Source organism: Streptomyces sp. HUAS MG56 (assembly GCF_058673395.1).
Genome location: NZ_CM178722.1, coordinates 4,347,005 through 4,373,490 on the forward strand (window position 1 = coordinate 4,347,005; position 26,486 = coordinate 4,373,490).

25 protein-coding genes and 1 pseudogene are annotated in these 26,486 nt (G+C 72.2%); 13 read left to right on the forward strand and 13 right to left on the reverse strand.

Going from position 1 to position 26,486, the window contains the following annotated elements; translation table 11 throughout:
- Nucleotides 1–71 precede the first annotated feature (71 nt).
- Together AC4OXY_RS20595 and rbsD are read left to right on the forward strand one after the other, a co-directional pair.
- Nucleotides 72–974 carry a ribokinase gene (locus AC4OXY_RS20595; RefSeq protein ID WP_356023273.1) on the forward strand — a complete coding sequence of 301 codons (903 nt, stop codon included), beginning with the start codon at nucleotides 72–74 and terminating at the stop codon, nucleotides 972–974.
- Complete coding sequence (gene rbsD / locus AC4OXY_RS20600) at nucleotides 971–1,351, forward strand: D-ribose pyranase (protein WP_356023115.1); 381 nt, start codon at nucleotides 971–973, stop codon at nucleotides 1,349–1,351. Before AC4OXY_RS20595 ends, rbsD begins: the two co-directional genes overlap by 4 nt.
- Nucleotides 1,352–1,366: 15 nt before the next feature.
- Here the strand turns inward: rbsD and AC4OXY_RS20605 are convergent, their stop codons facing one another.
- From AC4OXY_RS20605 to AC4OXY_RS20630, 6 genes are all read right to left on the reverse strand, one after another.
- Nucleotides 1,367–1,801: a nuclear transport factor 2 family protein gene (locus AC4OXY_RS20605; protein WP_356023117.1), complete on the reverse strand. Its 435-nt coding sequence runs from the start codon at nucleotides 1,799–1,801 to the stop codon at nucleotides 1,367–1,369.
- A 51-nt stretch (nucleotides 1,802–1,852) separates the two neighbouring features.
- The gene (dmpI, locus tag AC4OXY_RS20610) at nucleotides 1,853–2,035 is read right to left on the reverse strand and encodes a 4-oxalocrotonate tautomerase DmpI (protein WP_356023120.1); all 183 of its coding nucleotides are present in this window, start codon (nucleotides 2,033–2,035) and stop codon (nucleotides 1,853–1,855) included.
- Between the two features lie 95 nt (nucleotides 2,036–2,130).
- Nucleotides 2,131–3,030: a LysR family transcriptional regulator gene (locus AC4OXY_RS20615; protein ID WP_362819680.1), complete on the reverse strand. Its 900-nt coding sequence runs from the start codon at nucleotides 3,028–3,030 to the stop codon at nucleotides 2,131–2,133.
- 164 nt (nucleotides 3,031–3,194) lie between these two features.
- Nucleotides 3,195–4,034 (reverse strand): sugar phosphate isomerase/epimerase family protein, encoded by an 840-nt coding sequence (locus AC4OXY_RS20620; protein WP_491994397.1) that lies wholly within the window; start codon nucleotides 4,032–4,034, stop codon nucleotides 3,195–3,197.
- Nucleotides 4,031–5,182 carry a dihydrodipicolinate synthase family protein gene (locus AC4OXY_RS20625; RefSeq protein WP_491994398.1) on the reverse strand — a complete coding sequence of 384 codons (1,152 nt, stop codon included), beginning with the start codon at nucleotides 5,180–5,182 and terminating at the stop codon, nucleotides 4,031–4,033. Before AC4OXY_RS20625 ends, AC4OXY_RS20620 begins: the two co-directional genes overlap by 4 nt.
- Entirely contained in the window at nucleotides 5,179–6,330 is a 1,152-nt protein-coding gene (locus AC4OXY_RS20630) for a Gfo/Idh/MocA family protein (RefSeq protein ID WP_491994399.1), read from the reverse strand. Before AC4OXY_RS20630 ends, AC4OXY_RS20625 begins: the two co-directional genes overlap by 4 nt.
- A gap of 223 nt (nucleotides 6,331–6,553) precedes the next feature.
- Between AC4OXY_RS20630 and AC4OXY_RS20635 the strand changes: the two genes are divergently transcribed.
- Nucleotides 6,554–7,603: a LacI family DNA-binding transcriptional regulator gene (locus tag AC4OXY_RS20635; protein WP_356023135.1), complete on the forward strand. Its 1,050-nt coding sequence runs from the start codon at nucleotides 6,554–6,556 to the stop codon at nucleotides 7,601–7,603.
- A 71-nt stretch (nucleotides 7,604–7,674) separates the two neighbouring features.
- Here AC4OXY_RS20635 and AC4OXY_RS20640 read toward each other — a convergent pair whose 3' ends face one another.
- Together AC4OXY_RS20640 and AC4OXY_RS20645 are read right to left on the reverse strand one after the other, a co-directional pair.
- Nucleotides 7,675–8,940: an FAD-dependent monooxygenase gene (locus AC4OXY_RS20640; protein ID WP_356023137.1), complete on the reverse strand. Its 1,266-nt coding sequence runs from the start codon at nucleotides 8,938–8,940 to the stop codon at nucleotides 7,675–7,677.
- 129 nt (nucleotides 8,941–9,069) lie between these two features.
- On the reverse strand, nucleotides 9,070–9,402 hold the full coding sequence (locus AC4OXY_RS20645; RefSeq protein WP_356023139.1) for a hypothetical protein: 333 nt from the start codon (nucleotides 9,400–9,402) through the stop codon (nucleotides 9,070–9,072).
- A gap of 255 nt (nucleotides 9,403–9,657) precedes the next feature.
- On the opposite strand from AC4OXY_RS20645, the gene AC4OXY_RS20650 reads away from it, so the two are divergent.
- Both AC4OXY_RS20650 and AC4OXY_RS20655 read left to right on the forward strand, forming a co-directional pair.
- On the forward strand, nucleotides 9,658–10,425 hold the full coding sequence (locus AC4OXY_RS20650; RefSeq protein WP_491994400.1) for a GNAT family N-acetyltransferase: 768 nt from the start codon (nucleotides 9,658–9,660) through the stop codon (nucleotides 10,423–10,425).
- An 18-nt stretch (nucleotides 10,426–10,443) separates the two neighbouring features.
- Entirely contained in the window at nucleotides 10,444–11,244 is an 801-nt protein-coding gene (locus AC4OXY_RS20655; RefSeq protein ID WP_491994401.1) for a sugar phosphate isomerase/epimerase family protein, read from the forward strand.
- A 91-nt stretch (nucleotides 11,245–11,335) separates the two neighbouring features.
- Here AC4OXY_RS20655 and aroA read toward each other — a convergent pair.
- A pseudogene (gene aroA / locus AC4OXY_RS20660) lies at nucleotides 11,336–12,433 on the reverse strand (3-phosphoshikimate 1-carboxyvinyltransferase); the annotation flags it as partial.
- Between the two features lie 118 nt (nucleotides 12,434–12,551).
- Here aroA and AC4OXY_RS20665 point away from each other — a divergent pair.
- The gene (locus AC4OXY_RS20665; protein ID WP_491994402.1) at nucleotides 12,552–14,495 is read left to right on the forward strand and encodes a glycoside hydrolase family 3 protein; all 1,944 of its coding nucleotides are present in this window, start codon (nucleotides 12,552–12,554) and stop codon (nucleotides 14,493–14,495) included.
- 115 nt (nucleotides 14,496–14,610) lie between these two features.
- On the forward strand, nucleotides 14,611–15,171 hold the full coding sequence (locus AC4OXY_RS20670) for a hypothetical protein (protein WP_491994403.1): 561 nt from the start codon (nucleotides 14,611–14,613) through the stop codon (nucleotides 15,169–15,171).
- 10 nt (nucleotides 15,172–15,181) lie between these two features.
- On the opposite strand, the gene AC4OXY_RS20675 is transcribed toward AC4OXY_RS20670, so the two are convergent.
- The 3 genes from AC4OXY_RS20675 to AC4OXY_RS20685 all read right to left on the reverse strand — a co-directional run bounded on the left by AC4OXY_RS20675 (nucleotide 15,182) and on the right by AC4OXY_RS20685 (nucleotide 20,461).
- Entirely contained in the window at nucleotides 15,182–15,574 is a 393-nt protein-coding gene (locus tag AC4OXY_RS20675) for a hypothetical protein (protein ID WP_356023151.1), read from the reverse strand.
- A 122-nt stretch (nucleotides 15,575–15,696) separates the two neighbouring features.
- The gene (locus AC4OXY_RS20680) at nucleotides 15,697–19,416 is read right to left on the reverse strand and encodes an ABC transporter ATP-binding protein (protein ID WP_491994404.1); all 3,720 of its coding nucleotides are present in this window, start codon (nucleotides 19,414–19,416) and stop codon (nucleotides 15,697–15,699) included.
- Between the two features lie 121 nt (nucleotides 19,417–19,537).
- Nucleotides 19,538–20,461, reverse strand: a complete 924-nt coding sequence (locus AC4OXY_RS20685) for a serine hydrolase (RefSeq protein WP_376285809.1) — start codon at nucleotides 20,459–20,461, stop codon at nucleotides 19,538–19,540.
- 134 nt (nucleotides 20,462–20,595) lie between these two features.
- On the opposite strand from AC4OXY_RS20685, the gene AC4OXY_RS20690 reads away from it, so the two are divergent.
- Complete coding sequence (locus AC4OXY_RS20690) at nucleotides 20,596–20,925, forward strand: hypothetical protein (protein WP_356023158.1); 330 nt, start codon at nucleotides 20,596–20,598, stop codon at nucleotides 20,923–20,925.
- On the opposite strand, the gene AC4OXY_RS20695 is transcribed toward AC4OXY_RS20690, so the two are convergent.
- Nucleotides 20,894–21,214: a hypothetical protein gene (locus AC4OXY_RS20695; RefSeq protein WP_376285812.1), complete on the reverse strand. Its 321-nt coding sequence runs from the start codon at nucleotides 21,212–21,214 to the stop codon at nucleotides 20,894–20,896. The genes AC4OXY_RS20690 and AC4OXY_RS20695 overlap by 32 nt on opposite strands.
- Nucleotides 21,215–21,759: 545 nt before the next feature.
- Here AC4OXY_RS20695 and AC4OXY_RS20700 point away from each other — a divergent pair.
- From AC4OXY_RS20700 to cyaB, 5 genes are all read left to right on the forward strand, one after another.
- Nucleotides 21,760–22,587: a helix-turn-helix domain-containing protein gene (locus AC4OXY_RS20700; protein WP_376285815.1), complete on the forward strand. Its 828-nt coding sequence runs from the start codon at nucleotides 21,760–21,762 to the stop codon at nucleotides 22,585–22,587.
- Entirely contained in the window at nucleotides 22,584–22,784 is a 201-nt protein-coding gene (locus AC4OXY_RS20705) for a DUF397 domain-containing protein (protein ID WP_376285818.1), read from the forward strand. The genes AC4OXY_RS20700 and AC4OXY_RS20705 overlap by 4 nt, the downstream gene beginning before the upstream one ends.
- A 22-nt stretch (nucleotides 22,785–22,806) precedes the next feature.
- Complete coding sequence (locus tag AC4OXY_RS20710) at nucleotides 22,807–23,007, forward strand: DUF397 domain-containing protein (protein WP_356023167.1); 201 nt, start codon at nucleotides 22,807–22,809, stop codon at nucleotides 23,005–23,007.
- A gap of 129 nt (nucleotides 23,008–23,136) precedes the next feature.
- A complete protein-coding gene (locus tag AC4OXY_RS20715) occupies nucleotides 23,137–25,404 on the forward strand; it encodes a glycosyltransferase family 39 protein (protein WP_376285821.1) in 2,268 nt (755 codons plus the stop codon).
- Between the two features lie 309 nt (nucleotides 25,405–25,713).
- Nucleotides 25,714–26,274, forward strand: coding sequence for a class IV adenylate cyclase (cyaB, locus tag AC4OXY_RS20720; protein ID WP_491994621.1), 561 nt, complete (start codon nucleotides 25,714–25,716; stop codon nucleotides 26,272–26,274).
- Nucleotides 26,275–26,486 lie beyond the last annotated feature (212 nt).

Genomic DNA, 26,486 nt, shown 5'->3' on the forward strand with positions numbered 1-26,486 from the left:
GAATCGACGCCCAGGACATCGGGCATCGACAGGCATCACGGGCGTCCATGGGCATCAAGGGGAGTCAACTGATGTACGACTACGACCTGTTGGTCGTCGGGTCGGCCAACGCCGACCTGGTGATCGACGTCGAACGGCGGCCCGCCGCCGGGGAGACGGTGCTCGGCGGCGACCTGGCCGTGCACCCGGGCGGCAAGGGCGCCAACCAGGCGGTGGCCGCCGCCCGGCTCGGCGCGGACACGGCCCTGCTGGCGCGGGTCGGCGACGACGGCCACGGCCGGCTGCTGCTCGACTCCCTGCGCGCGGCGGGCGTCGACACGGTCGGCGTGCTGGTGGGCGGGGCGCCGACGGGCGTGGCGCTGATCACCGTCGACCCGTCCGGGGACAACAGCATCGTGGTGTCGCCGGGCGCCAACGCCCGGCTCACCCCGGCGGACGTCCGGGCGGCGGGCAGCCTCTTCCACGCCTCGCGGGTGGTGTCGGCGCAGCTGGAGATCCCGTTGGAGACGGTCGCGGAGGTGGTGCGGCAACTGCCCCCGGACACCCGCTTCGTACTGAACCCGTCGCCGCCCCGCCCGCTTCCCGCACAGGTGATGGCGGCCTGCGACCCGCTGATCGTCAACGAGCACGAGGCCCGGATCGTCCTCGGCGACGCGTGCGTGAGCGACGAGCCCGCGGACTGGGCGAAGCTGCTGCTGGCCAGGGGCCCGCGCTCGGTGGTGGTGACGCTGGGCGCGGAGGGGGCGCTGGTGTGCGACTCCTCCGGGGTGACGCGCGTGCCGTCGGTGAAGGTGGACGCGGTGGACACCACGGGCGCGGGCGACGCCTTCACCGCCGCACTGGCCTGGAAGCTGGGGTCGGGGGCCTCGCCGGCCGAGGCCGCGGGGTACGCGGCGCGGGTCGGCGCGGCGGCCGTGACGAAGCGGGGCGCGCAGGAGTCGTACCCGACGGCGCGGGAGGTCGACGCCCGGTGAAGAAGGCGGGGATCCTGAACCGTCATCTCGCCGGGGCGCTGGCCGAGTTGGGTCATGGGGACGGGGTGCTGGTGTGCGACGTCGGCCTGCCGATCCCGGCCGGGCCGCGCGTGGTGGACCTGGCGTTCCGGGCCGGGGTGCCGTCGTTCGCGGAGGTGCTGGAGGGGCTGCTGGCGGAGCTGGTGGTGGAGGGTGCGACGGCGGCTCGGGAGCTGCGCGGCCCCAACCGGGCGCTGCTGGACGGTCACTTCCGCGACCTGGAGCTGGTGCCGCACGAGCGGCTGAAGGAGCTCTCGGCGGGCGCCCGGCTGGTGGTCCGCACCGGGGAGGCACGGCCGTACGCGAACGTGCTGCTGCGGTGCGGGGTGTTCTTCTAGGGATGTCGTTCCCGCCTACGGGGCGACGAGCGCCCGCTCCCAGTGCTGGGTGTCGGCGTACTCGCGCATGTTGACGATCTTTCCGGCGCGGACGGTGAAGACACCGATGTTGTGCTCGTGGTAGGCCCTGCCGGTCCTTCCCGTCGCCCAGGAGTCCCACTCGACCAGCACCTGCTCGCCCTCGCCGAAGACGTTGGTGACCTTCAGGCCGATCTCGCGGTCGGGGTCCAGGTGGGCGAAGGCGGTCGCCAGGAAGCCGTTGATCACCTGGTCCCGGCCCTGCCAGGTGCCGGAGATGGGCAGGTCACCGCCGTACCAGCAACTGCCGTCCTCGGCCCAGCTGTTCCGGATGGTCTCCTGGTCCCCGGCGGCGAGCGCCTCGAAGTAGCGCAGCACCACGCCCCTGGGCGCGTCGGGCTCGGTGCGGTCGGTTCGGTCGGCGGTGGTCATGAGGTCGTGGTTCCTCTCGCGGCGGGGGCGGGCAGATGGCTGGTCGGACGGCTACCTGTCGGCGGTGAGGACGCCGGCCGAGCCCCAGCTGTCGGCCGGGGTCTCGTTGATCCACACCTGGACCGTGTCGGCGGGGATCTTGTAGGCGTCCACGAAGGCGTCCGTGATGCGGGCGATCAGCTCGCGCTTGAGCTCGACGCTGCGGGGGCCCTGCTGGACGGTGACGATGGGCATGGTCAGCTCCTGGAGTCGATGGTCGGTGCTTGCTTCGACTCCCAGTCCACCCGATCCGGGGCCCGGCACCCAGGGGCACTTCGCGCACGCAGCGTTCACGATGCGCGATCGCTCGCGCCGATCGCCCGGCAGGCCTCCAGGAGGGACGCGACCCGGGCCGCAGGTGCGGTGCGGGGCACGGCGAGCGCCGTCGGCAGGACGAGAGGGGAACTCACCGGCAGGAAGGCGACCCGCCCGGTGGCCAGCTGCGCGGCGTGCGAGGCGTACACCACGCTCCAGCCGGGGCTGCCCGCGCCCAGCGCGGCCAGGGTGTCCTGCAACGAGCTCGCCGCCGGCCCGGGTACGGGCTCGAAGCCGGCGTCCCGGCATGCGCCCACGACGAGGTCGACGAGCGGCGGATTGTTGCGCCGCGCGGTCAGATACAGCGGCAGACCGCTCAACTCACCCAACTCCACCCGTGATTGACCGGCGAGAGCGTGCCGCGCACCGAGGACCACCAGGAGCCGGTCCTGCCACACCGGGACCAGCCGGACCCCGTCGGGGCCCTCCTCCACCCCGCGCACGAACGCGGCGTCCAGTTCCCCGCGGGCGACCTGCTCCAGGCGTACGGCGGTGGGGGCGGAGGCCAGCTCCACCCTCAGCTCGGGAGCCACCCCGGCCAGCGCCTCCAGCACCTGGTCCAGCCGGTCCCCCATTCCCGTACTGGTGCCCACCCGCAACCGCTCACCGCGGTCGGCGGCGTAGTCGGCCACCGCGGCCCGCGCCCGCTGCTCGGCGGCCAGCACCTCGCGCGCCGCCGGCAGAAACCGCTGCCCGGCCTCGGTCAGCCGCACCCGGCGCGGTGACCGGTCGAAGAGGCCGGCCCCCAACTCCCGCTCCAGCCGCCGCACCTGCTGACTGACGGCCGACTGGGCGATCAGCAGCCGCTCGGCGGCACGGGCGAAGTGCAGCTCCTCGGCCACCGCCACGAAATAGCGAAGTTGACGCAGTTCCATGTGCCCAGTCAAGCAGTGACCTGCGAGCCGCCCAGTTCATCCAGTCGTCAACGGACCGAGATCGCCGGCACCCGGGAGTGCGCGGCCGCGCGGAGGTGATGGCGCTGACCAAAAAAGGCTCCCGGCCCCATGGACATGCCCGTTCAGGGGCCGGGCCGTCCGGTTCACTTCCCGGTGCGTGTCAGGAACCGCTCCACCGTCTCCGCCAGCACCTCCCGCCCGTCCCGGGCCCACAGCTCGTCGTTGAAGAGCTCGACCTCGATCGGGCCCGAGTAGCCCGCCGCCTCCACGTATCCCCGCCACTCGGGCATGTCGATCGCGCCGTCGCCGATCTGGCCCCGGCCGTTGAGGACGCCCTCGGGCAACGGGGTGACCCAGTCGGCGAGTTGGAAGGTGTGGATACGGCCGCCCGCCCCCGCCCGGGCGATCTGCGCGGGCGCCTGGTCGTCCCACCAGATGTGGTAGGTGTCCACGGTCACCCCGACCTGGTGCGCCGGGAAGCGCTCGGCGAGGTCCAGGGCCTGGGCCAGGGTCGAGACGACGCAGCGGTCGGAAGCGTACATGGGGTGCAGGGGCTCGATGGCGAGGCGTACGCCGTGCTGCTCGGCGTACGGCCCGAGTTCGGCGAGGGCGTCGGCGATGCGCTCGCGCGCCGCCCGCAGGTCCTTGCTGCCGGGCGGGAGGCCGCCGGAGACCAGGACCAACGTGTCGGTGCCGAGCGTCGCCGCCTCCTCGATCGCGCGTCGGTTGTCCGCCAGGGCCGCTGCCCGCGCCTCCGGGTCGATCGCCGTGAAGAAGCCGCCCCGGCACAGCGTCGTCACCGTCAGGCCCGCCTCACGGACCAGCTTCGCCGTCTCCGTCACGCCGTACTCCTGGACCGGCTCGCGCCACAGGCCCACCTGGGTCACGCCCGACTCGCCGCAGGCCGACACCAGTTCCGGGAGCGACAGCTGTTTCACCGTCATCTGGTTGATGCTGAATCGCGAGAGATCCGGCGGTGTCATGAGGTCACCCCGTACAGGGACAGCAGGTTCTTCATCCGTTCCTCGGCGAGCTTCGGGTCGGGGAACAGGCCGAGGCCGTCGGCGAGTTCGTAGGCGCGGGCGAGGTGCGGGAGGGAGCGGGCCGACTGGAGGCCGCCGACCATCGTGAAGTGCGCCTGGTGGCCCGCGAGCCAGGCCAGGAGGACCACGCCGGTCTTGTAGAAACGGGTGGGGGCCTGGAAGAGGTGGCGGGACAGGGCGACCGTGGGGTCCAGCAGGCCACGGAAACCGGCCGTGTCCCCCGTGTCCAGGACCCGGACCGCCTGCGCCGCCAGCGGGCCCAGCGGGTCGAAGATGCCGAGCAGGGCGTGGCTGAAGCCCTGGCCGTCGCCCGCGATCAGCTCGGGGTAGTGGAAGTCGTCGCCGGTGTAGCAGCGGACCCCGCGCGGGAGACGGCGGCGCAGGTCGACCTCGCGCCGCGCGTCCAGGAGCGACACCTTGATGCCGTCGACCTTGTCCGGGTGCGCGGCGATGACCTCCAGGAACGTGTCGGTGGCCGCGTCCAGGTCGGCGGAGCCCCAGTAGCCCGCCAGCGCCGGGTCGAACATCGGGCCCAGCCAGTGCAGGATCACCGGCTCGGCGGACTGGCGCAGCAGGTGGCCGTAGATCTCCAGGTAGTCCTCGGGCCCCCGGGCCGCGGCGGCCAGGGCCCGGGACGCCATCAGGATCACCTGGGCGCCCGACTCCTCCACGACCGCGAGCTGCTCCTCGTAGGCCGCGCGGATCTCCACGAGAGACCCGTCGGTGATCTGGTCGGTGCCGGCACCGCAGGCGATCCGGCCGCCCACCGCCTTCGCCTCGGCGGCGCTGCGCCGGATCAGCTCGGCCGCGCCCGCCCAGTCCAGGCCCATGCCGCGCTGGGCGGTGTCCATGGCCTCCGCGACCCCCAGCCCGTGGGACCACAGATGGCGGCGGAAGGCGAGGGTGGCGTCCCAGTCGACGGCGGCCGGCGAGTCGGGCGAGACGTCGGCGTACGGGTCGGCGACGACGTGGGCCGCCGAGAAGACCGTACGGGAGGTGAAGGGTGTACCCGGCGAGAGCGCCAACGGTTCCGTGCGGGGCTCGTACGTCCGCAACACGCCGTCTGCGGAAGGGAGTTGGATGGTCACAGGGAGATCTCCGGTACGGCGAGGCGGCGGCCCTCGGCGGAGGACCTCAGGCCCAGTTCGGCGAGCTGCACGCCACGGGCGCCGGCCAGCAGGTCCCAGTGGTACGGCGTGTCGGCGTGGACGTGCTTGAGGAACAGCTCCCACTGGGCCTTGAAGCCGTTGTCGAAGTCCCCGTTGTCCGGGACTTCCTGCCACTGGTCGCGGAAGACCTCGGTGGCGGGGACGTCCGGGTTCCAGACCGGCTTGGGGGTGGAACTGCGGTGCTGGACACGGCAGTTGCGCAGACCCGCGACCGCCGAGCCCTCGGTGCCGTCGACCTGGAACTCGACCAGTTCGTCGCGGTTGACGCGGACCGCCCAGGAGGAGTTGATCTGGGCGACGGCGCCGCCGTCGAGTTCGAAGACGCCGTAGGCGGCGTCGTCCGCCGTCGCGTCGTAGGGCTTGCCGTTCTCGTCCCAGCGCTGCGGGATGTGGGTGGTGACGAGGGCCTGGACGGAGGTCACCCGGCCGAACAGTTCGTGCAGGACGTACTCCCAGTGCGGGAACATGTCGACGACGATGCCGCCGCCGTCCTCGGCGCGGTAGTTCCAGGACGGGCGCTGGGCGGGCTGCCAGTCGCCCTCGAAGACCCAGTAGCCGAACTCGCCCCGGACGGACAGGATCCGGCCGAAGAAGCCGCCGTCGATCAGCCGCTTCAGCTTGAGCAGGCCCGGCAGGAAGATCTTGTCCTGGACGACGCCGTGCTTGATGCCCCTGTCGTGGGCGAGCCGGGCGAGTTCGAGGGCGCCGGCCAGGCCCGTCGCCGTCGGCTTCTCGGTGTAGACGTGTTTCCCGGCGGCGATCGCCTTCTTGATCGACTCCTCGCGCGCGGAGGTGACCTGGGAGTCGAAGTAGACGTCCACCGACGGATCCGCCAGCACCGCGTCGACGTCCGTCGAGATCTCGTCCAGCCCGTGGCGCTCGGCGATCTCCCGGAGCGCGTGTTCGCGGCGGCCGAGCAGGATCGGCTCCGGCCACAGCACGGTGCCGTCGCCCAGGTCGAGGCCGCCCTGTTCGCGCAGGGCGAGGATCGACCGGACGAGGTGCTGGCGGTAGCCCATGCGTCCGGTCACGCCGTTCATGGCGATGCGCACCGTCTTGCGTGTCACGTGAGTCCCCTCTGCACCACTCGCAGCAAGCGCTTTCTACACACGGAGAAGCTAGCCTCTGAACAGTGGTCTGTACAAGACCGTTGCCCCTTCGAGTTGTTCGAGGGGGCGAACATCCGGGGTCGATGGCTTTAAGGTCTGCTGGACGTCCGCTCGGAACCACGAGCAGGAACTGGCTGTCTACGAGGGCGTACGACACGAAGCACGACCGGAGGACGACGACATGACGGTGACCCTGGCGGATGTGGCGGCCCGCGCCCAGGTCTCCCCCGCGACGGTGTCGCGCGTACTGAACGGCAACTACCCGGTGGCCACCTCCACACGCGAGCGGGTGCTCCGGGCGGTGGACGAGCTGGACTACGTCCTCAACGGCCCGGCGAGCTCGCTGGCCGCCGCCACCTCCGACCTGGTCGGAATCCTGGTGAACGACATCGCCGACCCCTTCTTCGGGATCATGGCGTCCGCGATCCAGGCCGAGATCGGGGGCACGGGCGGGGGCCGGGCGGGCGGTGAGCGGCTGGCGGTCGTGTGCAACACGGGCGGGTCGCCCGAGCGTGAACTGACGTATCTGACCCTGCTGCAGCGCCAGCGGGCGGCGGCGGTGCTGCTGACCGGCGGTGCCGTGGAGGACGCGCCGCACGCGGCGGCGGTCGCGGCGAAGCTGCGCAAGCTGGCGGAGGCCGGGACGCGCGTGGTGCTGTGCGGGCGGCCGCAGGCAGAGGACACCGGGGCCGTGGCCCTGACGTTCGACAACCGCGGGGGTGCGCGCCGGCTGACCGAGCATCTGCTGGGGCTCGGGCATCGCCGGCTCGGTTACATCGCCGGACCCGAGGAGCGGACGACGACGCGGCACCGGCTGGAGGGACACCGGGAGGCGCTGGCGGCGGCGGGGGTCGAGGAGGATCCGCGCTGGACGGTGTACGGCCGCTACGACCGCCGGTCCGGGTACGAGGCGACGCTGGAGCTGCTGCGGCGGGATCCGGGGCTGACGGGGATCGTCGCCGCGAACGACTCCGTCGCGCTGGGGGCGTGCGCGGCGCTGCGCGAGTCCGGGCTGCGGATTCCGGAGGACGTCTCGGTGGCCGGCTTCGACGACCTGCCGTTCAGCATCGACGCGGTGCCTGCCCTGACGACGGTGCGGCTGCCGCTGGCGGAAGCGGGGGCCAGGGCCGGGCGGATCGCCATGGGGCGCGAGGAACCACCCCCCGGCGGCATCGCGACCGTCCGCGGCGAGCTGATGGTCAGGGGGTCCTCGGGGGCACCCCGGGGGTGAGGGAGCGGCCCGGCCGCCCCTCCCCCGCTGACGACGGTGCCGTTGCCCTTGACGGAGACGGGGGCCGATGCTCAGGGGGTCTTCGAGGGGGTCCCGGGCGGGACGGAGCGGCCCAGGAGTGGCAGCGGGGTTTGGCCCCTTCTGCGGTCCCGGTACCAGCGGCGGCCCGTGTCGTAGGCCAGGCGGGCCTTGCGCAGGGCGGGGATCTGGTTGGCCAGGTGGGCCTGGTAGCGCCAGGGGGACTGGCGGCCGGTGCGGACGGCCATGGCGTAGGCGAAGGAGACCGGGTCGCGCTCCAGGTAGTCGTCGAGGCGCTCGAACCAGGCCATGCTGGAGCGCGCGCCGGCCTGTACGGGGTGCAGTTCCGCGCGCCGGTGCTCGTCGTACGCCCGCAGCGCCGCCCGCAGATCCGCGTGGTGCGCGAGGCTGTGGGCCAGCACGATCCCGTCGATCATCGCCAGCCGGGTGCCGGAGCCGAGCGTGAAGTGGGTGGTGTGTGCGGCGTCGCCGGCCAGGACGACGGGGCGGTGGCGATCCGTGCCGTCGACCCATGTCTCGTTGCGCAGGTGCGTGAAGCGCTGCCACTGGGCCGGGGCGCCGCGTGACCGGCTGATCAGGGAGTGGCCGTCGAGCGCCCGGTGGAAGATCTTCTCCAGCAGCGGCACGGCCTCCTCGGGCTCCGTCGAGTCCAGGCCGAGGCCCTGCCAGGTCTCCGGGGAGCACTCCACGATGCAGGTGCTGATGCCCCGGATCGACGGGTAGGCGTGGAACCAGATCCAGCCGGCCTCGGTCTTCTCGAAGCAGAACACGAAGCTGTCGAACTGCCGGTCCGTGCCGAGCCAGATGTAGGGGTTGCGGCCGGTCTCCGTCTTCGTGCCGAAGCGTTCGACGCGGCTCTGCCGGATCCGGCTGCCCGCCCCGTCGGCGGCCACGATCAGGTCGGCCTCGGGCAGGTCGGCGGGGTCGGCGAGGCGCTCTCCGTGCCGCACGTCCACACCGAGGGAGCGTGCGCGGCGGGTCAGTATCTCCAGCAGCGCGGCGCGGCCCATGCTGTAGCCGTAGCCCCCGAAGTACGCCGTACCGTCGTGCCCGCCGCCGTGCACCTGGATCTCCTGCGCCTGCCAGAGGACCGAGCCGGCCCTGATCGCGCGGGCGCTCTCGGGGTCGTTGGAGTGCAGGATGTCCAGCAGGTCGTCCCAGTACACGACGCCCCAGCCGTAGGTGGCCTCGGGCGGGTCGCGTTCGATCACGGTGATCTCGTTCCCGGCGTCCCGCAGCTTCGCCGAGATCGAGAAGTACAGCCCGGCCGGGCCTCCGCCCACACAGACGATCCTCATCCGGTCACCGCCTTCACGGCCGCCGGCTCCGTGGAACCGGCTGGTCACAGGGATCCGGGTGCCCATGGGTCGGGCACCCGGATCCACCTTTCACTGTCGGGGGTGTGAGGTCAGTTCACTGTGGGTGGGTCAGCAGCCCCAGCCGCCGCCGTCGCCCCAGCCACCGCCGTCGCCCCAGCCGCCGCCGTGGTCTCCCCAACCCCAGCCGCCGCCGTCGCCCCAGCCCCAGCCGCCACCGCCGTGGTCGTCACCCCAGCCCCAGCCGCCACCGCCACCGTGGTCGTACGCGACGGCCGCGGTCGGTGCGGAGCTGGTGGCTGCGCTGGCGACTCCGGCTCCGGCCGCGAGGGCCAGGATCGGTGCCGAGCAGACCACGAGGGCCACTCTCTTGATACGGGTGGTGTGCGCGCGCATGATGAGCCCCTCTCCGAGGGTGTGGTTTTTCTGTCCGGCGGCCGCCATGGGGCCGCCCTCCTGACGCTCCGGAGCCTGCGCGCAGCTCCGGGCGGGGTCCGCCGCTCGCAAGGGCGATCTACGGCGGATCCGTCACTCTTGATGCCAAACGGACATAAGTGACGTTCGTCATTAAACCTACGATGAGAGGGCGGGGAAGTCAAAGGCGGGCCGGACCGGGGAAAGAGGGGAACCAGCAAGGGAAATCAACGTACTTGAATCGTTCAACCACTGCGAACCGTCGCCAACCACCGGGGGCCGGCCATGACCGTCCAGGACATCCTCGCCGTCGACCGGGTGCTGTCCGAACTCGCGCATGCCGACGGCACCGACGAGGCCGGGCTGCGGGCCCGACTCGGCCTGACGGACGGGCACTTGACCTTGACCCGGATCCTCGACGCGGTCGAGCGGGCCGGACTGGTCGAGCGGGACTCCTCCGGCACGCGGGTGGTGCTCACCGCGAGCGGACGGGGCACCGCCGAGGCCCTGCGCGCCCTCCGTAGGGTCCTCGGTGACACGGCCCCGCAGGGACCTGCCGAGGTCGCGCTGCGCGAGCCCCGCCCCGGCGACCTCGGCTGGATCGTGCAGCGCAACGCCGCGCTGTACGCCGCCGAGTACGGCTGGAACGCCGACTACGAGGGACTGGTGGCCCGGATCGTGGCCGACTTCGCCGAGGACCACGATCCGCATCTGGAGCGGGTGTGGATCGCCGAGCTGGGCGGGCGGCCCGTGGGCTGCGTGATGTGCGTACGGGACGACGCCCCGGGCACCGCACGGCTGCGGCTGCTGCTGGTCGAGCCGGAGGCACGGGGGCGCGGCATCGGGGACCTGCTGGTCGGCGCGGTCGTGGACTTCGCGCGCGGGGTCGGCTACCGCGACCTGGTGCTGTGGACCAACGACGTGCTCGGCGCCGCCCGGCGCGTGTACCTACGCCACGGCTTCGTGCTCACCGCCGAGCAGCCGCACCGCTCCTTCGGAAAAGACCTGATCGGCCAGGACTGGCGCCTGGATCTGCACCGGTCGGGCGAGTGACGAGTAGGGTCCGTGACCATGAAGCTAGCCTTCTCCACCCTCGGAGTTCCCGGTCTTCCGCTGCCGGACGTGCTGGCGCTCGCCACCACGCACGGCTACCACGGCGTCGAGCTGCGTGCCCATCCGGAGGAGCCGGTGCACCCGGGCCTCACGGCGGCCCAACGGGCGGACGTGGCCGCCGCGTTCAAGGCGGCGGGCGTCGAGATCCTGGCCGTCGCCGGGTACGCGCGCGTGGCCGCGCCCGGCGAGGACGGCCCGGTCGTCGACGCCGTACGCGCCCTGGTGCAGCTCGCCCACGACATCGGCGCCCCCTTCGTCCGGGTCTTCCCCGGCGCCGACCCGGACCTGCCCGCCGCCGAGTCCGACGCGATGGCCGCGCGGCGGCTCGGCACCGTCGCCGAGGACGCCGCCGCGCTCGGGGTGCGCGTCCTGCTGGAGACGCACGACTCCCACCGCACCGGCGCCGCCGCGATCCGCGTGCTGGGGCCCGTCGGACACCGCCACGTCGGCGCGCTGTGGGACGTCATGCACACCTGGCTGGGCGGCGAACAGCCCTCGCAGTCGTACGCCGCCCTCGCCCCGCACCTGGGATACGTGCAGGTCAAGGACATCGCGTCGGCCGACGACACGATGCCGCTGCCGCTGGGCTCGGGGGTGCTTCCGCTCACCGAGTGCGTGGACGAGCTCTGCCGGCACGGGTGGGACGGATGGCTGTGCTGGGAGTACGAGAAGCGGTGGTACGAGGCGGCGGCGCCGCTCCAGGAGATTCTCGGTGCCGGGCGGAAGCATCTGCTGCGCTTGCTCGACGAGGCGGCTTAGGCGGCTGGTAGCCCGGGGCTGACTGGCGGACGCCGGGTGCGGGTTCATTGTGGTTGATCGCGCAGTTCCCCGCGCCCCTTTGGGGCGCGTTTCGGCGGAGCTTCTCGAACGCCTCGTGGAAGCCCTGGAAGGTCTTGCGGACGCAGCCGGGGCCGGTCGACACCGGCACGCCGAGCCGGCGGAGGTTGTCCGCGCAGGCCTCCAGCCGGTCGCACTCCTTCACCCGGGTGTTCGCCACGTCCTCGATGCGGACGGGACCGTCGGCGAACGGCGCGATCGCGGCCAGGGTCGGCATGGTGTCGGAGACGTCCCGCATGTTGACGGCGAGTCCGCGCAGAACTCCCGTACCGCGTACCGTCGTTCGGTCCTCTTCGAGCTCCGCCTCGGCGCCCATCCGGCGCAGCACCTCCACGAAGCCGAGGTCGCCCTGGAGCGCGCCCCTGCCGAGGCCGGGCACGGTCACCTCGCGGCCCGGGGTGACGGCGGCGGCCGCGAAGAAGTGGCTCGCGGTGGAGGCGTCCGGCTCGATCGGGCAGGCGGTGGCCCGGTAGCCGCCCGGTGCGATGTCGTAGACGTCGCCGTCCCGGGCGACCTGCGCCCCGAACGCCCGCATCATGGCCAGCGTGATCTCCACGTACGGCGCCGAGACCAGCTCGGTGACGCGGATCCGCAGGCCGGTGCGGGTCAGCGGGCCGAGCAGGAGCAGCGCGGTCAGGTACGGGGAGGACCGGCCGGCGTCCAGCACGACCTCGCCGCCCTCGACGCCGACCGCCCGGACGGTGAGCGGATGGTGGCCCTCGGCCGCCTCGTGCCGCAGGTCGACGCCCAGGTCGCGCAGGGCGCGGGTCAGCGGGCCGAGGGGGCGGCGGCGCATCTGCGGGGAGGCGTCGAAGCGGTAGGTGCCGTGGCCGGCGGCGACCAGGGCGGGCAGGAAGCGGGCGGTGGTGGCGCCGTCACGGCAGTAGACGTCGGCCTCGGCGTGCGCCGGCCCCTGCGGGCGGCCGTCCACCTGCCAGGTGTCGGGCGTGCTGCCCACCCGGTAGCCGAGTCGGGTCAGGCCCTCGGCGAAGCCCTCGGTGTCGTCGGAGCGCAGGGGCCGCACGAGAGTGCTGACGCCGTCGGCGGCGGCCGCGAGGAAGAGCGCGCGGGCGGTGATGGACTTGGAACCGGGGATGTCGACTGCGGGCACGGCCGCCATGATGGCCGTACGGCGGTCCGCCGGGACGCGATGTCCATGAACCGGGACGCCGGCGCGACGGGAACCGGCCCGGATCCCCGCCCGTCGCCATCGGCACGCCCCCCTCTCAATGCGCCGGTGGCGACCCCTCTTCCGGTTACTGTGCAGTCCCTTGACGGAAAGAAACTTCCCGGATATTGGTGACCCTTCGGAAGTTTCCTTCAGCGGTTCTCCTCCGGAAGGAGCGCACGTGTCCGACACCGGCAGACCGTCCCGACGCGCCGTCCTCGCCGCCACGGCGGGCCTCACCGCCGCGCTGACCGCACCGACCGCCACCGCCCGCGCCGCCGCCCCCGGCACCCCGCCCGACGACCGCCGGCTGCGCGCCCTGATCTCCCGGATGACGCTGGAGGAGAAGGTCGGCCAGCTCTTCGTGATGCGGGTCTACGGTCACTCCGCCACCGCCCCGGACCAGGCCGACATCGATGCCAATCTCAAGGAGCTGGGGGTCCGCACGGCCGCCGAGCTCATCGCGACGTACCGCGTGGGCGGCATCATCTACTTCACCTGGGCGCACAACACCCGTGATCCGCAGCAGATCGCGGAGCTGTCCGACGGCATCCAGAAGGCCTCCCTGGACCAGGCGCGCGGGCTGCCGGTGCTCGTCGCCACCGACCAGGAGCACGGCGCGGTGTGCCGGGTCGGCAAGCCCGCCACGCTCTTCCCGGGCGCGATGGCCCTCGGTGCGGGAGGCTCCCGGTCCGACGCGCGGACCCTCGGCCGGATCTCGGGCGCCGAGCTGCGCGCGATGGGCATCAACCAGGACTACTCCCCCGACGCCGACGTCAACGTGAACCCGGCCAACCCGATCATCGGCGTCCGCTCCTTCGGTGCCGACCCGGAGGCGGTGGGCGAGCTGGTGGCCGCCGAGGTGAAGGGCTATCAGCAGTCCCGGGTCGCGGCGACCGCCAAGCACTTCCCGGGGCACGGCGACACCGCCACCGACAGCCACACCGGCTTCCCGGTCATCACCCACAGCCGGGACCTGTGGGAGAAGCTGGACGCCGTGCCGTTCCGGGCCGCGATCGCCGCCGGCATCGACTCGATCATGACCGCGCACATCCAGTTCCCGGCCCTGGACGACTCCGGCGACCCGGCCACCCTCTCCCACCCGGTCCTCACCGGCATCCTGCGCGGCGAACTCGGCTACGACGGCGTCGTCATCACCGACTCCCTCGGCATGGCGGGCGTGCGCACCAAGTACGGCGACGACCGGGTGCCGGTGCTCGCCCTGAAGGCCGGGGTGGACCAGCTGCTCAACCCGCCCTCGATCGACGTGGCCTGGCACGCCGTGCTGAAGGCCGTACAGGACGGCGAGCTGGCCGAGTCCCGGCTGGACGAATCGATCCTGCGCATCCTGCGCCTGAAGTCCCGGCTCGGCCTCTTCGAGGCGCCGTACGCCTCCCGGGCGGGCGTGGAGCGCACGGTGGGCACGAAGGCGCACCTGGCGACGGCCGACCGGATCGCCGAGCGCACCACGACCCTGCTCGTCAACGACGATCGCACCCTGCCCTTCACGCCCCGCACCGCACGCCGGATCCTGGTCGTCGGCGCCGACCCCGACTCCCCCACCGGCACCACCGGCCCGCCCACCGGCGTCCTGGCCGCTGCCCTCACCGAACTGGGCTTCACCGTCACGGCCCTGTCCACCGGCACCTCGCCCTCCGCCGCCGCCGTCGCCCGGGCGGTCACGGCGGCACAGGACGCGGACGCGGTGGTGGTGGCGACGTACGACGTGACGGCGGGCAGCTCCCAGCGCACGCTGGTGGAGCGCCTGCTGGCCACGGGCCGGCCGGTGGCGGCCCTCGCCGTCCGCAACCCCTACGACGTGGCACAACTCCCCGCCGTGAAGGCCTGCTTGACGTCGTACGGCTGGACCGACGTCGAGGTGCGCGCGGCCGCGCGGGTCCTCGCCGGGCGGGTGGCGCCGCGCGGGAAGCTGCCGGTGCCGGTGCCCCGGGCGGACGATCCGGCACAGGTGCTGTACCCGATCGGGCACGGGCTGACGTACTAGGCGTACGCCCATAGATCGGTCGTACCACCGCAGGCAGGCGGAAACCCTCCCACGCCGTCTGGCGTGGCACCGGCCTCCCGGGCCACGCTGGGCGGGGATGCCGGGGGGAATGACGATGCGCGGGAAAGGTGCCGCACAGCTGGTGTGCCTGCTGCTGGCCGCCCTGCTGACCGGCTGCCGGGGCGGGGCGGGCGCGCCGGTGGGCGACGCCCGCCCGACCGCGAGCGGCGGCTACGGCGCCGGGTTCCTCGCGGTCGGCGCGTGCAGTTCCTTCGGCACGACCGACGTGACCGAGGTGCCCTGCACCGGCGAGCGGGCGGCGGCCCGGGTCGTCGCCCGCTACGAGGGCGCGCCGGGCGACGGCCCGTTGTGCCCGCCGACCACCGACTTCGTGCTGCACATCGGCACCGACGGCTACGCCTGCATGCGCGCTCTGGAACCCCCGCACCCCGGCGACCCCGGCGGCGGGGGCGGCCCGCGCACGATCCCCGGCGACTGCGTCTACACCTCCGGCACGGGCCAGGTCCGCGAGACGCGGTGCGACGGCGCGGGCGCACACCCGCCGCAGTACCGGATCACCACGGCGGCGCGGACCCGGTCCGGGTGCCCGCCGTCGACGGTGCTGTACGTACAGCTGGGCGGGGACAGGCCGGTGGGCTGCGCCCGCCGGCTGTGAGTCCCGGTGCTCAGCACATGATCCAGCCCGAGTCGACCGAGCCCGGGCCCACCGAGCCCTTGATCCACACGCAGCGGTGGCCGGCGTGCACGGTGACCGGACCCGCCTCGTACCGGTAGCCGCCCCTGTCGATCACCGGGCGGTTGCCGCGGGCCTGGACGCTCACGGACATCGTCTGGACGGCGCCGGCGCGTCTGGCGACGGTCATGGCACAGACGTAGCCGTCGCGCTTGTAGATGTGCGTGACGCCGGTGCTGAACGACAGGGTCCGCACCTCCCGCCCTGCGCAGGTGTCCGCCGGGGCCGCCTCGGCGACACCGGACGCCAGGAGGGCGAGCGTCCCGGACCCCACCAGTACGGCCGCCCCGAGCGCCAGGCGTCGGCGTATTGCACCCATGTCCACAGCTGTTCCTCCCCGTATCACACGTCACACCCCGTGGCACGGTCACCTTCCCCCGACGGCCCGTACTGATGTACGGGACGCGTGAGTGTGTCGGAAGGTTGCACGACCGTCAGTGGCGCGCGTCAGGCGGTCGCGGCGACCGGCTCCTCCGGCTCGGCCCCGCCGGCGAAGGTCCGCCACAGCTCGGCGTACCGGCCGCCCCTTGCCAGGAGTTCCGCGTGCGTGCCGTCCTCGGCGACCCGGCCCTGGGCCATCAGCACCACCCGGTCCGCGCGGGCCGCCGTGGTCAGGCGGTGGGCGACCACCAGCGTCGTACGGCGGCCCGCCAGCCGGTCGGTGGCCTGGTTGACCTGGGCCTCCGTGGCCAGGTCCAGGGCGGCCGTGGCCTCGTCCAGGAGCAGGACGTCGGGGTCGACCAGCTCGGCGCGGGCGAGCGCGATCAGCTGGCGCTGACCGGCCGACAGATTGCGGCCGCGCTCGGCGACCTCGTGCAGATAGCCGCCCTCCAGCCCGGCGATCATCTCGTGCGCGCCGACCGCCCGCGCCGCCGCCTCCACCTCGGCGTCGCTCGCGTCGGGGCGGCCGTAGGCGATCGCGTCGCGGATGGTGCCCGGGAAGAGGTACGCCTCCTGCGGGACCACCCCGAGCCGGTGCCGGTACGAGGTCAGGTCGAGGGCGCGCAGATCCGTGCCGTCGACGGTGACCCGGCCGCCGGTCGGGTCGTAGAACCGCGCGACCAGCTTGACCAGGGTGGACTTGCCCGCGCCCGTCTCGCCGACGAAGGCGACGGTCTGCCCGGCGGGGATCGTCAGGTCGATGCCGGTCAGCGCCTCCTCCTCGGCGCCGTACGCGAAGTGCACGTCCTCGAAGGCGATCTCGCCGCGCAGGGAGAGGACCTCCAGGGGTTCGTCCGCCGACCTCGTGGACGTCGGTTCGCGCAGCAGCTCCTGGATGCGGCCCAGCGAGACCGTGGCCTGCTGGTAGCCGTCGAAGACCTGGGACAGCTGCTGGACGGGCGCGAAGAACAGGTCGATGTAGAGCAGGTAGGCGACCAGGGCGCCCGTCGTCAGGGTGGCCGCCTCCACCCGGTGCGCGCCCGCGATCAGCACGGACGCCGAGGCGACCGAGGACAGCAGCTGCACGAAGGGGAAGTAGACCGATATCAGCCACTGGCCGCGGATCCGGGCGCGGCGGTAGTCGTCGCTGCGCCCGGCGAACCGCGCCCCGCCGTCCCGCTCGCGCCGGAAGGCCTGCACGATCCGCAGCCCGGCGACCGACTCCTGGAGGTCGGCGTTGACCACCGACACGCGCTCGCGGGCGAGTTCGTACGCCTTCACGCTCGCCCGGCGGAAGAAGAACGTCGCGACGATCAGCGGGGGCAGGGTCGCGAAGACGACGAGCGCGAGCTGGACGTCGATCAGCAGCAGGACGAGCATGATGCCGAAGAAGGTGACGACGGAGACGAACGCGGTGACCAGGCCGGTCTGGAGGAACGTCGACAGGGCGTCGACGTCGGTCGTCATGCGCGTCATGATCCGGCCGGTCAGCTCGCGCTCGTAGTAGTCGAGGCCGAGCCGCTGGAGCTGGGCGAAGATCTTCAGCCGCAGGGTGTACAGGACGCGCTCGCCGGTACGGCCGGTCATCCGGGTCTCGCCGATCTGCGCGGCCCACTGGACGAGGACCGTCGCGAGGCCGAGCAGCGAGGCCGCCCAGACCGCGCCGAGGGCCATCTTCGTCACGCCCGCGTCGATGCCGTGCCGGATCAGCACCGGCAGCAGCAGCCCCGCGCCCGCGTCCACGGCGACCAGCCCCAGGCTGATCAGCAGGGGCGCGCCGAAGCCGCGCAGCAGCCGGCGCAGCCCGTAGGAGTCCTCGCGGCGCACCGCCCGGGCCTCGTCGACGTCCGGGGTGTCGGTGGCCGGGGGCAGCGCCTCGACCTGGGCGAGCAGCTCCGGGGTGGCCGGGGTGCCGGACATCGCCGGGTCCTTGGGCTCCCGGTCACCGGTCCACAGCCGGGGCGTGACGCCCCGCTCGGCGTCGAACTCGGCGTCCAGCTCCTCACGCAGGGTCGTGTCCTCCTCGGGACCGGCCGACGGGGCGTGGCCCGGGGAGACGCCGCCCAGCTCGTCCGGGTCGGTCAGCAGCCTGCGGTACAGCGGCGACCGCTCCTGGAGCTCCTCGTGCGTGCCGAGGTCGGCGAGCCGGCCGCCGTCGAGGACGGCGATGCGGTCGGCGAGGTTGAGAGTGGAGCGGCGGTGCGCGATGAGGAGCGTGGTGCGGCCCCGCATGACGTGCCCCAGGGCCTCGTGGATCTCGTGCTCGACGCGGGCGTCGACGGCCGAGGTGGCGTCGTCCAGGACGAGCAGGCGCGGGTCGGTGAGCAGGGCGCGGGCGAGCGCGACGCGCTGGCGCTGGCCGCCGGACAGGGTCAGGCCCTGCTCGCCGACCTTGGTGTCGTAGCCCTCGGGGAGCTCGGCGATGAAACGGTCCGCCTGGGCGGCGCGGGCGGCGGTCTCGATCTCCTCCTGGGTGGCGTCCGGGCGGCCGTAGGCGATGTTGGCGCGGACGGTGTCGGAGAAGAGGAAGGAGTCCTCGGGGACGAGCCCGATCGCGGCCCGCAGCGAGTCGAGGGTCAGCTCGCGCACGTCGTGGCCGCCGATCAGGACGGCGCCGCGGGTGACGTCGTAGAAGCGCGGCAGGAGCAGCGAGAGGGTGGACTTGCCGGAGCCGGAGGAGCCGACGACGGCGAGGGTCTCGCCGGCGCGTATCTCGAAGCTGAGCCCGTCGAGGACCGGGGAGCCGCTGCCGTACCCGAAGGACACGTCGTCGAACTCGACGGTCGCGGGCGCGTCGGCCGGGAGGGTCTTGCCGCCGTCCTGCATCGTCGGCTCGGTGTCGATCAGCTCCAGGACGCGTTCGGTGCCGGCGCGGGCCTGCTGGCCGACGGTGAGGACCATCGCGAGCATGCGGACCGGGCCGACGAGCTGGGCGAGGTAGCTGGAGAAGGCGACGAACGTGCCGAGCGTGATGTGCCCGCGCACCGCCAGCCAGCCGCCGAGGGCCAGCATGGCGACCTGGCCGAGGGCCGGTACGGCCTGGAGGGCGGGGGTGAACCTGCTGTTCAGCCGTATGGTGCGCAGCCGCCCGGCGAAGAGCCGGCGGCCGACCTCCCGCAGCTTCCCGGTCTCCTGGTCCTCCTGCCCGAAGCCCTTCACCACGCGGACGCCGCTGACCGCGCCGTCGACCACGCCCGCGACGGCGGCGGCCTGGGCCTGGGCGTACCAGGTGGCGGGGTGCAGCTTGCTGCGGCTGCGGCGGGCGATCCAGCCGAGGGCGGGCGCGACGGCGAGGGCGACCAGGGTCAGCGGCAGCGACAGCCAGGCCATGATCACCAGGGACATCAGGAAGAGCAGGACGTTCCCGATGGTCATCGGGAGCATGAAGAGCAGGCCCTGGATCAGCTGCAGGTCGCTGGTCGCGCGCCCGACCACCTGCCCGGTGGACAGCTCGTCCTGCCGCCGCCCGTCGAGCCGGGTGATCGTGCCGTACATCTCCGTCCGCAGGTCGTGCTGGACGTCGAGGGCGAGGCGGCCGCCGTAGTAGCGGCGGACGTAGGTGGAGGCGTAGACGAGCAGGGCCGCGCCGATCAGGGCGCCGGCCCAGGGGGCCATGGTGCGGGTGTGGTTCCCGATCACGTCGTCGATGATCACCTTGGTGATCAGCGGGACGACCGCCATGACCGCCATGCCGGCGAGGGAGGAGCCGAGGGCGAGGATCACGTCCTTCGGATACCGCCAGGCGTAAGCCGCCAGACGCCGTGCCCATCCCCGTTGCGCTGCCACGCCGGTGCCTTCCGTTCGCCTGACCTGCTCTGCCGGAAGGCACCAACGCCGGCGGGGCCGGATTTCATCCCGCTGCAACAAAACGCTCCGCGGGGTCCGGCCGTATGCCGTGTGCCGCGCCTCAGCCCTGCGGCGGTACGGCGACGAAGGCCTCGCTCGGCCTGCTCGTCGGGACGTAGACCTTGGTGGCCGTCGTGGTCGGCACGAGGTCCTTGTGGATGACCTTGGCGACGTTCTGGATGGTGGTCACGCCGTAGTCCATGGTGCTGTTGTCCTGGGTCAGCACCGACATCATGTAGTCGTGGCCCGCGCCGTTGAAGGTGCCGAGGCTGTGCACCCGCCAGCCGTGCGTCGCACGCTGCAGCCAGCCGTTCTTGACGTGCACCGCGACCGTGGAGGGGGCGCCGGCCGGGGTGCCCCAGCGCTGCGCGGAGATGACCTCGCCCATCAGCTTCAGGATGTAGGCGCGGGAGTTGTCGCTCAGCACGCTGTTCTTGGCGGTGACGAGCTTCAGCAGCTTCTGCTCGTCGGTGACGTTCTCCTGGGTCAGCCCCCAGTAGCCGCCCGTGCCCGGCACGGTCTTCGTCATCCCGGCGGCGGACAGGAAGCCCTTGATCTTCGTCAGGCCCAGCTGCTTCCACAGCGTGCTGGTCGCGGCGTTGTCCGACTGGGTGATCATGGCCGTGGCGAGCTTCGTCTCGGTGCTCGTCAGATAGCGGTTGTGCTTCTTGGCGTCCCACAGCAGCGTCGCGAGCACGGTGACCTTCACGGTGCTGGCCGAGTCGTAGGAGCTGGTGGCACGCAGGGTGCAGGTGGTGTCGGTGCTGCGGTCGTACACACCGAGGGCGACGGTGCCCTTGCGGTTCGCGAGGGCGGCGGTGATGTCGTTCTGGAGCTTCGCGGCGAGGCCCGCCTTGGCGGACGTGCAGCTGACGGCGGGCGTGGCCGCGGCGGCGGGGGCGGCGGCGAGCGCGGTGGGTACGAGCAGGGCGGCACCGAGCACGGCGGCGAGCGCGCCGGTACGTATGGGTATTCGGGAGTCCATGCCCCAGTGGACTCGCCGAGGCGGCCGGATGGTTGCACACGCGGCCTCACCAAGGAAGTTCGAAAGGTTGGGAATCCGGCAATGATTCGCTCATGCCGGCGGTGAATGAGAGTCACGTCAGACGGTGGGGACGGTTGTTCGCGACCGTGGCGGTGCTGCGCTCCCTCGCCGACCCGGGCGAGCCCCTGCCCGGCGCGGACGCCTTCACGGGCAAGTTCGTCCCGGCACAGCGCATCAACGACCTGAAGTCGAATCCGTACGACGCCCTGCTGCGGGCCCGCACGCGCGATGACGCGCGCTGGAAGGCGGCAACGGCGGTGTTCCGCGCGCTGCCCGAACTCCTGGAACGGGGCCCGCTTCCGTCCACGGGCACCCTCGGCGACGATCGCCGCCCGGATTTCGTCGCGGGGTACGAGGCCCAGCTGGCGGCCCTCAGGAAGGACTTCCCGGACCTGCTGCCCTGATGCCGGTCCGCTCCGCGAGGCGGGCACCCCGGCTGGCGGCGATCCGGTGCACGTCGGTCAACGCCTCGCGCATCCTGGCGAGCAGGAACCGCAGCTGGGCGGATGTCGCCCGGTGGTCGGCCATCAACTCGGCGGCGTGGCCGAGCAGATCGGCCGCCATCCCGAGCTGCACGCTCTCGACGGTGTCGGCCACCTTGGAGAGAGGGCCGGTGCCGTCGGTCACGAGGATGCAGGGCTTGCCCTCCGACCCGGCCCAGGGCAGCAGGCGTGCGCTGGTGCCGCCGTTCACCGGGTCACCTCCCCGGCGGGCGGCATCCCGCACGACCCCATGCCGATGCCGGGCACGCGGGCGGGGAGCGGCGGTTGCGGTTGCGGTTGCGGCCGTGGGGGCCGGGGTCCGGCTCCGTAGCCGGTCGGCCTGTGGCGCCGTAGCAGCGGCGACTTGAGGAGGCGGGCGATGCGGTGACGCATGTCGTCAACTCCCTTGCACTGGTTGTTCCGGGTGGCGAAGCTCCCCTCCTGAGCGCTTCGACCAGTCGAGCCGCGTTGGTCATGTTGCAGCGGCCGAGGTCGAAGAGAGGGATCCCGTCCCCGTCGTCGAAGGACGCCGGGTCGAGGCGGAGGCCGGGAAGGGAGACACCGGCGCCGGCCAAGGCTTCCCGTAACTCCACGAGCGACCCGTGGCACTTGGGGAAGGCCTCTACCTGATTCCGGGCAACTTCGGACACGGGAACTCCTCTCCGTAGCGGTATGACTACCAAGCGGGTTCAGCGTGGCCTATAGTCGGAGTGTCTTCAACTTGCGGCGCTTGCACGGGGAGTTGGAAGGTAGCCGTTGAACCGAAAAGAGTTGAACCCCGAAAAGTCACCCCTCGACGCGTTCGGGGAACGGTTGCGCAGGCTGCGGGACGAACGCGGCTGGACCCAGGACGAGCTGGGCTTGCGGATGGGGTACTCGGGCACGCACATCTCGGCCGTAGAAGTTGGCCGCCGCTCTCCAACTCGTCGCTTCGCGAAGAAGGCCGACGACGCGCTGGGCACGGGCAGCCTGCTCGCCCGCCAGGAGAAGGCCGTACGGGAGACGGCGCTGCTGGACGGATTCCCGGACTTCGTGGAGAAGGAGGTCCAGGCGACCGAGATCCGCCTCTTCGAGCTGACCATCGTTCCCGGGCTGCTCCAGACCCCGGAGTACGCCGCCGCCGTCACCACGGGTGAAGTACGGCGAGGCGCCATCTCGGAATTCCAGGCAGAGGAACGGCTGTCGAAGCTCGCGGAGCGCCAGGCGGCCCTGGAACGCACACCGACGCCCATGGTCTACGCGGTCCTGGACGAGGGCTGCATCCGGCGAGTCGTGGGCGGTCCCGAGGTCATGACGGCCCAACTGGACCGGCTGATCGCGTTCGCCGAACTGCCTTCCACAGTCCTCCAGGTGGCGCCGTACGATCTCGGTGAGCGCCGGGCGTTCGATCTCCCCGTAACCCTGTTGACCCTGCCCAACTGGTCCTACGTCGCGTACGCCGAGTCCGCCCTACAGGGCCGATTGGAGCGGGATACTGGGTTCGTTCAGCCCCTGCTGCGCGCCTACCATCAGTTGCAGGCCGAAGCGCTCTCGCAAGCGGCCTCTGTGGCAATGATCAGCCAGTTACGAAAGGGCAATCCGTGACGACCGAAGCCCCGCAGTGGTTCACGTCCTCGTACAGCAGCAACGGCGGCCAGTGCATCGAGGTCGCCACCAACCTCGCCGCCACCCGCGGCCTGGTCCCCGTCCGTGACACCAAGAACCCCAACGGCCCGGTACTGAGCCTCCCCGCCCACGCGTGGTCCCACTTCGTAGCCCTGGCGAAGGGCACTCAGGTCTGAGCGCCGGAAGGAAGGATTCCCGGTGACGACCGAATCCCCTCGTTGGATCACGTCCTCCTACAGCGGCAATGGCGGCCAGTGCATCGAGGTCGCCGTGAACCTTGCCGCCCCGCACGGCCTGGTCCCCGTCCGTGACACCAAGAACCCCAACGGCCCGGTACTGAGCCTCCCCGCCCACGCATGGTCCCACTTCGTGGCCCTGGCGAAGGACGCTCAGGTCTGACCACCGGGAACGAACACGGACTCGGCAGTGTCAAAGCGGCGCCGCCGAGTCCCGGACGGGACACAGACCCACAGCTTCCGCCCAGGTACGGCACAGCGCGTACCCATCGCCGGTCTGCAGGGTGCAGTGGTGACATCTGCCACCGATCCCCTCCCCCACGCCATGACGGCGACCCCGGGTCCGCCGTCGCCGACGCCGACACCGCCGGACACCGGTCCGGAGCGCGCGCCGCGCTGGTCGCTGCCCGCGCTGCTCGCGATCATGCTGCTCGCGGCCCTGCTGTACACCTGGAACCTGTCCGGCTCCAGCCTCAACAGCTTCTACAGCGCGGCCATCTACAGCGGCACCCAGAACTGGAAGGCCTGGTTCTTCGGCTCGCTCGACGCGGGCAACTTCCTCACGGTCGACAAGCCGCCCTTCGCCGACATGGTCATGAGCCTGTCGTGCCGGATCTTCGGCTTCGGCACCTGGCAGATGATGCTGCCGGAGGTCGCGGCCGGGCTCGGCGCGATCTGGATCCTGCACTCCTCCGTGAAGCGGTCCTTCGGGCACGCGGCGGCCACGGTGGCCGCGCTGGTCCTCGCGCTGACCCCGATCACGGTCGCGATCAACCGGGACAACAACCCCGACACGATCCTCGTCCTGCTGATGGTCGGCGGCGCGGCGCTCGCCCTGCGCGCCACGCGCACCGGCAGGCTGCTGCCGCTGCTCGGCTCGGCGGTCTGCTTCGGCCTCGCCTTCAACACGAAAATGCTGGCCGGTTACATCGCACTGCCCGCCGTCTTCGCGGTCTACCTGCTCGCGGCGCGCCCGACGCTCGTGAAGCGGATCGTGAACCTGCTGATCGCGGGCGTGATCCTCGCGGTCGCCAGCTTCTGGTGGGCGATCGCCGTCTCCCTGGTCCCCGCCTCCGAGCGGCCGTACATCGGCGGTTCGACGGACGGCACCGCCTGGAACCTGATCATGGGCTACAACGGCCTCGGCCGGATCCTCGGCGGCGAGGGCAACGGCGGCGGGGGCGGGGGCGGCGGAGGCGGCTTCTCCGGCTCCGCGGGCCTCGGCCGGATGTTCAACACCATCCTCGGCGGCCAGGTCTCCTGGCTGATCCCGTTCGCGCTGATCGCCCTCGTCGCGGGCCTGATCCTGTGCGGCCGCGCCCCGCGCACCGACCTCACCCGGGCCGCGCTCGTCCTCTGGGGCGGCTGGACGGTCCTGCACTACGTCACCTTCGCGACCGCCGAAGGCACGATGCACCCGTACTACACGACCGCCCTCGCGCCCGGCATCGCGGCGCTGTGCGGCGGCGGTGGCGTACTGCTGCTGCGCGCGTTCCGCGCCGACAAGCGCTGGGTGTGGGTCCTGCCGGCCGCTCTCGCGGTCACGGCGGTCTGGGCCGTGGTCCTCCTGCGCCGCGCCTCCGGCTGGAACACCTGGCTGTGGCCGACGGTGGGCGTGCTGATGGCGGCGGCGATCGTGGGCCTGTTCCTGTCCCGCTCCGCGGGCCGCGCCCGCCTGTCGGCAGCCGCCGCGACGGCGGCCGTGATCGCGGCGCTCGCGGGCCCGGCGGCGTACGCCTGGTCGGTGCCGTCCGGCTCGGGCGGCGGCATGAGCGGCGTGAACCCGACGGCCGGCCCCTCGACGGGAGGCGGCTTCGGCGGCATGGGCGGGGGCCGCGGCCGGGGCGGTTTCCCGGGCGGCGGCGAGATGCCGGGCGGCAGCCGGAACGCGGAGGCGGGCGGCGGCTTCCCCGGCGGCTCGGCGAACGGCGAGATGCCCGGCGGTACCGGGCAGAGCGGCAACATGCCGAGCGGCGGCTTCCCCGGTACGGGCGGACAGGGCGGCACGCCCCCGACCGGCACCGCCACCGAGGCCGGTGGCGCCCCGGGCGGTACGACCGGAAGCGGCCGTATGCGGGGTGCCATGGGCGGCGGCATGATGGGCGGCGGCATGATGGGCGGCGGCATGGGCGGCGCGGACAGCGGCCTCATCGCCTACCTGAAGAAGCACCGGGACGGCGCGACCTGGCTGCTCGCGGTCTCCAACTCGCAGAGCGCGGCCTCGATCGAGCTGACCACGAAGGTGCCCGTCATCTCCATGTGGGGCTTCACCGGCACCGACAAGGCGATGACCGTCGCCAAGCTGGAGGAACTGGTCAAGAAGGGCGAGCTGCACTACATCCAGCTCGGCGGCGGCATGATGGGCGGCGGCCCCGGCGGCTCCACCAACAGCGTGTCCTCCGAGGTCACGGCCTGGGTGAAGAAGCACGGCACGCTGGTGAAGGAGAGCGCGTACAGCAAGAGTTCGGCGTCGTCCTCCGCGTCGAAGACGTCGTCCTCCGCCTCCTCGACCACGAACCAGTCCACGCTCTACCGCCTGGATCCGTCGGAACTGAACTGACGCACCGCCCACCGACCGCACCACCCGCGCCAGGGGCCCACGGGCCCCTGGCGCGTTCACATCTCAGGCCTCGAAGTCGTACTCCAGCACATACGCCGACGAGTCCAGCGTCATCTCGTTCACCTCGACCACCAGCCCCTCCGCGACGCCAAGCAACTGGTCCTTTTCACCAACATCCCTGTCGGTGACACCCGTTCGTTGTCAGAGGGGATGCACTGTCTCCAGCAGTGGTGCAGCAAGGGCAGCTTGGCCCGCGTGTACTCAGCGATCAATTCAGGAGGGTGACCAGCATTGGACGGGCACATCGAAGTGGAGCGCAAGCGGCGCCTCCCGGACGAAGACGATGGGTCGTTCGTAGCACGGATGCTCACCGGGCTCGGTTGGCAGCCGGACACGCCGGTGACCGAAGTGGACACGTACTACAGCCGCCCCGACGTCGACTACATGCAGACGGTGGAGTGCCTGCGCGTCAGGCGCCGCGGCGACTTCTGCGAGATCACCTACAAGCCCCCGTCCACCGAGGCCACCCATAGCAGCGACGGCGTCATCTCCAAGAAGGAGACGAACGTCCTGCTCGCCTTCGACCAGGCACAGCTGGCCGACCAGCTGCTGGAGAACATCGGCATGCGACGCCTGGTCCAGGTGAGAAAACACCGAGCGGCCTACCGGCATCCGCAGCACCCGAACGTCAGCGTGAACATCGACACCGTGGCAGGCGTCGGCGTCTTCGTCGAAACGGAGGTCATCAGCGCGGACCCGGAGACGGCATCCCACACCGTGGCAACGATCGAGCGGCGGCTCGGCGTGGCCGACCTGCCGACTGTCGAATTGCCCTACCGCGATCTGGCCATGGACTGCACCACTTCATGAGCCTCAGCGCAACCTCACGTCCTCTGAGAGAGCACGACCACCGACGGGCCCGGAGTCGCCGGCGCCTTGCGCAGGTCCTCTGCACTACATCCAGCTCGGCGGCGGCATGACGGACGGCGGCCCCGAGCTCCTCCTCGTCCTCTGCCTACGCGGAAACCCCCGCCTCCCGAACAGCGCGGCGCGCCAAGGGATCTGTCCCCTTGGCGCGCCGC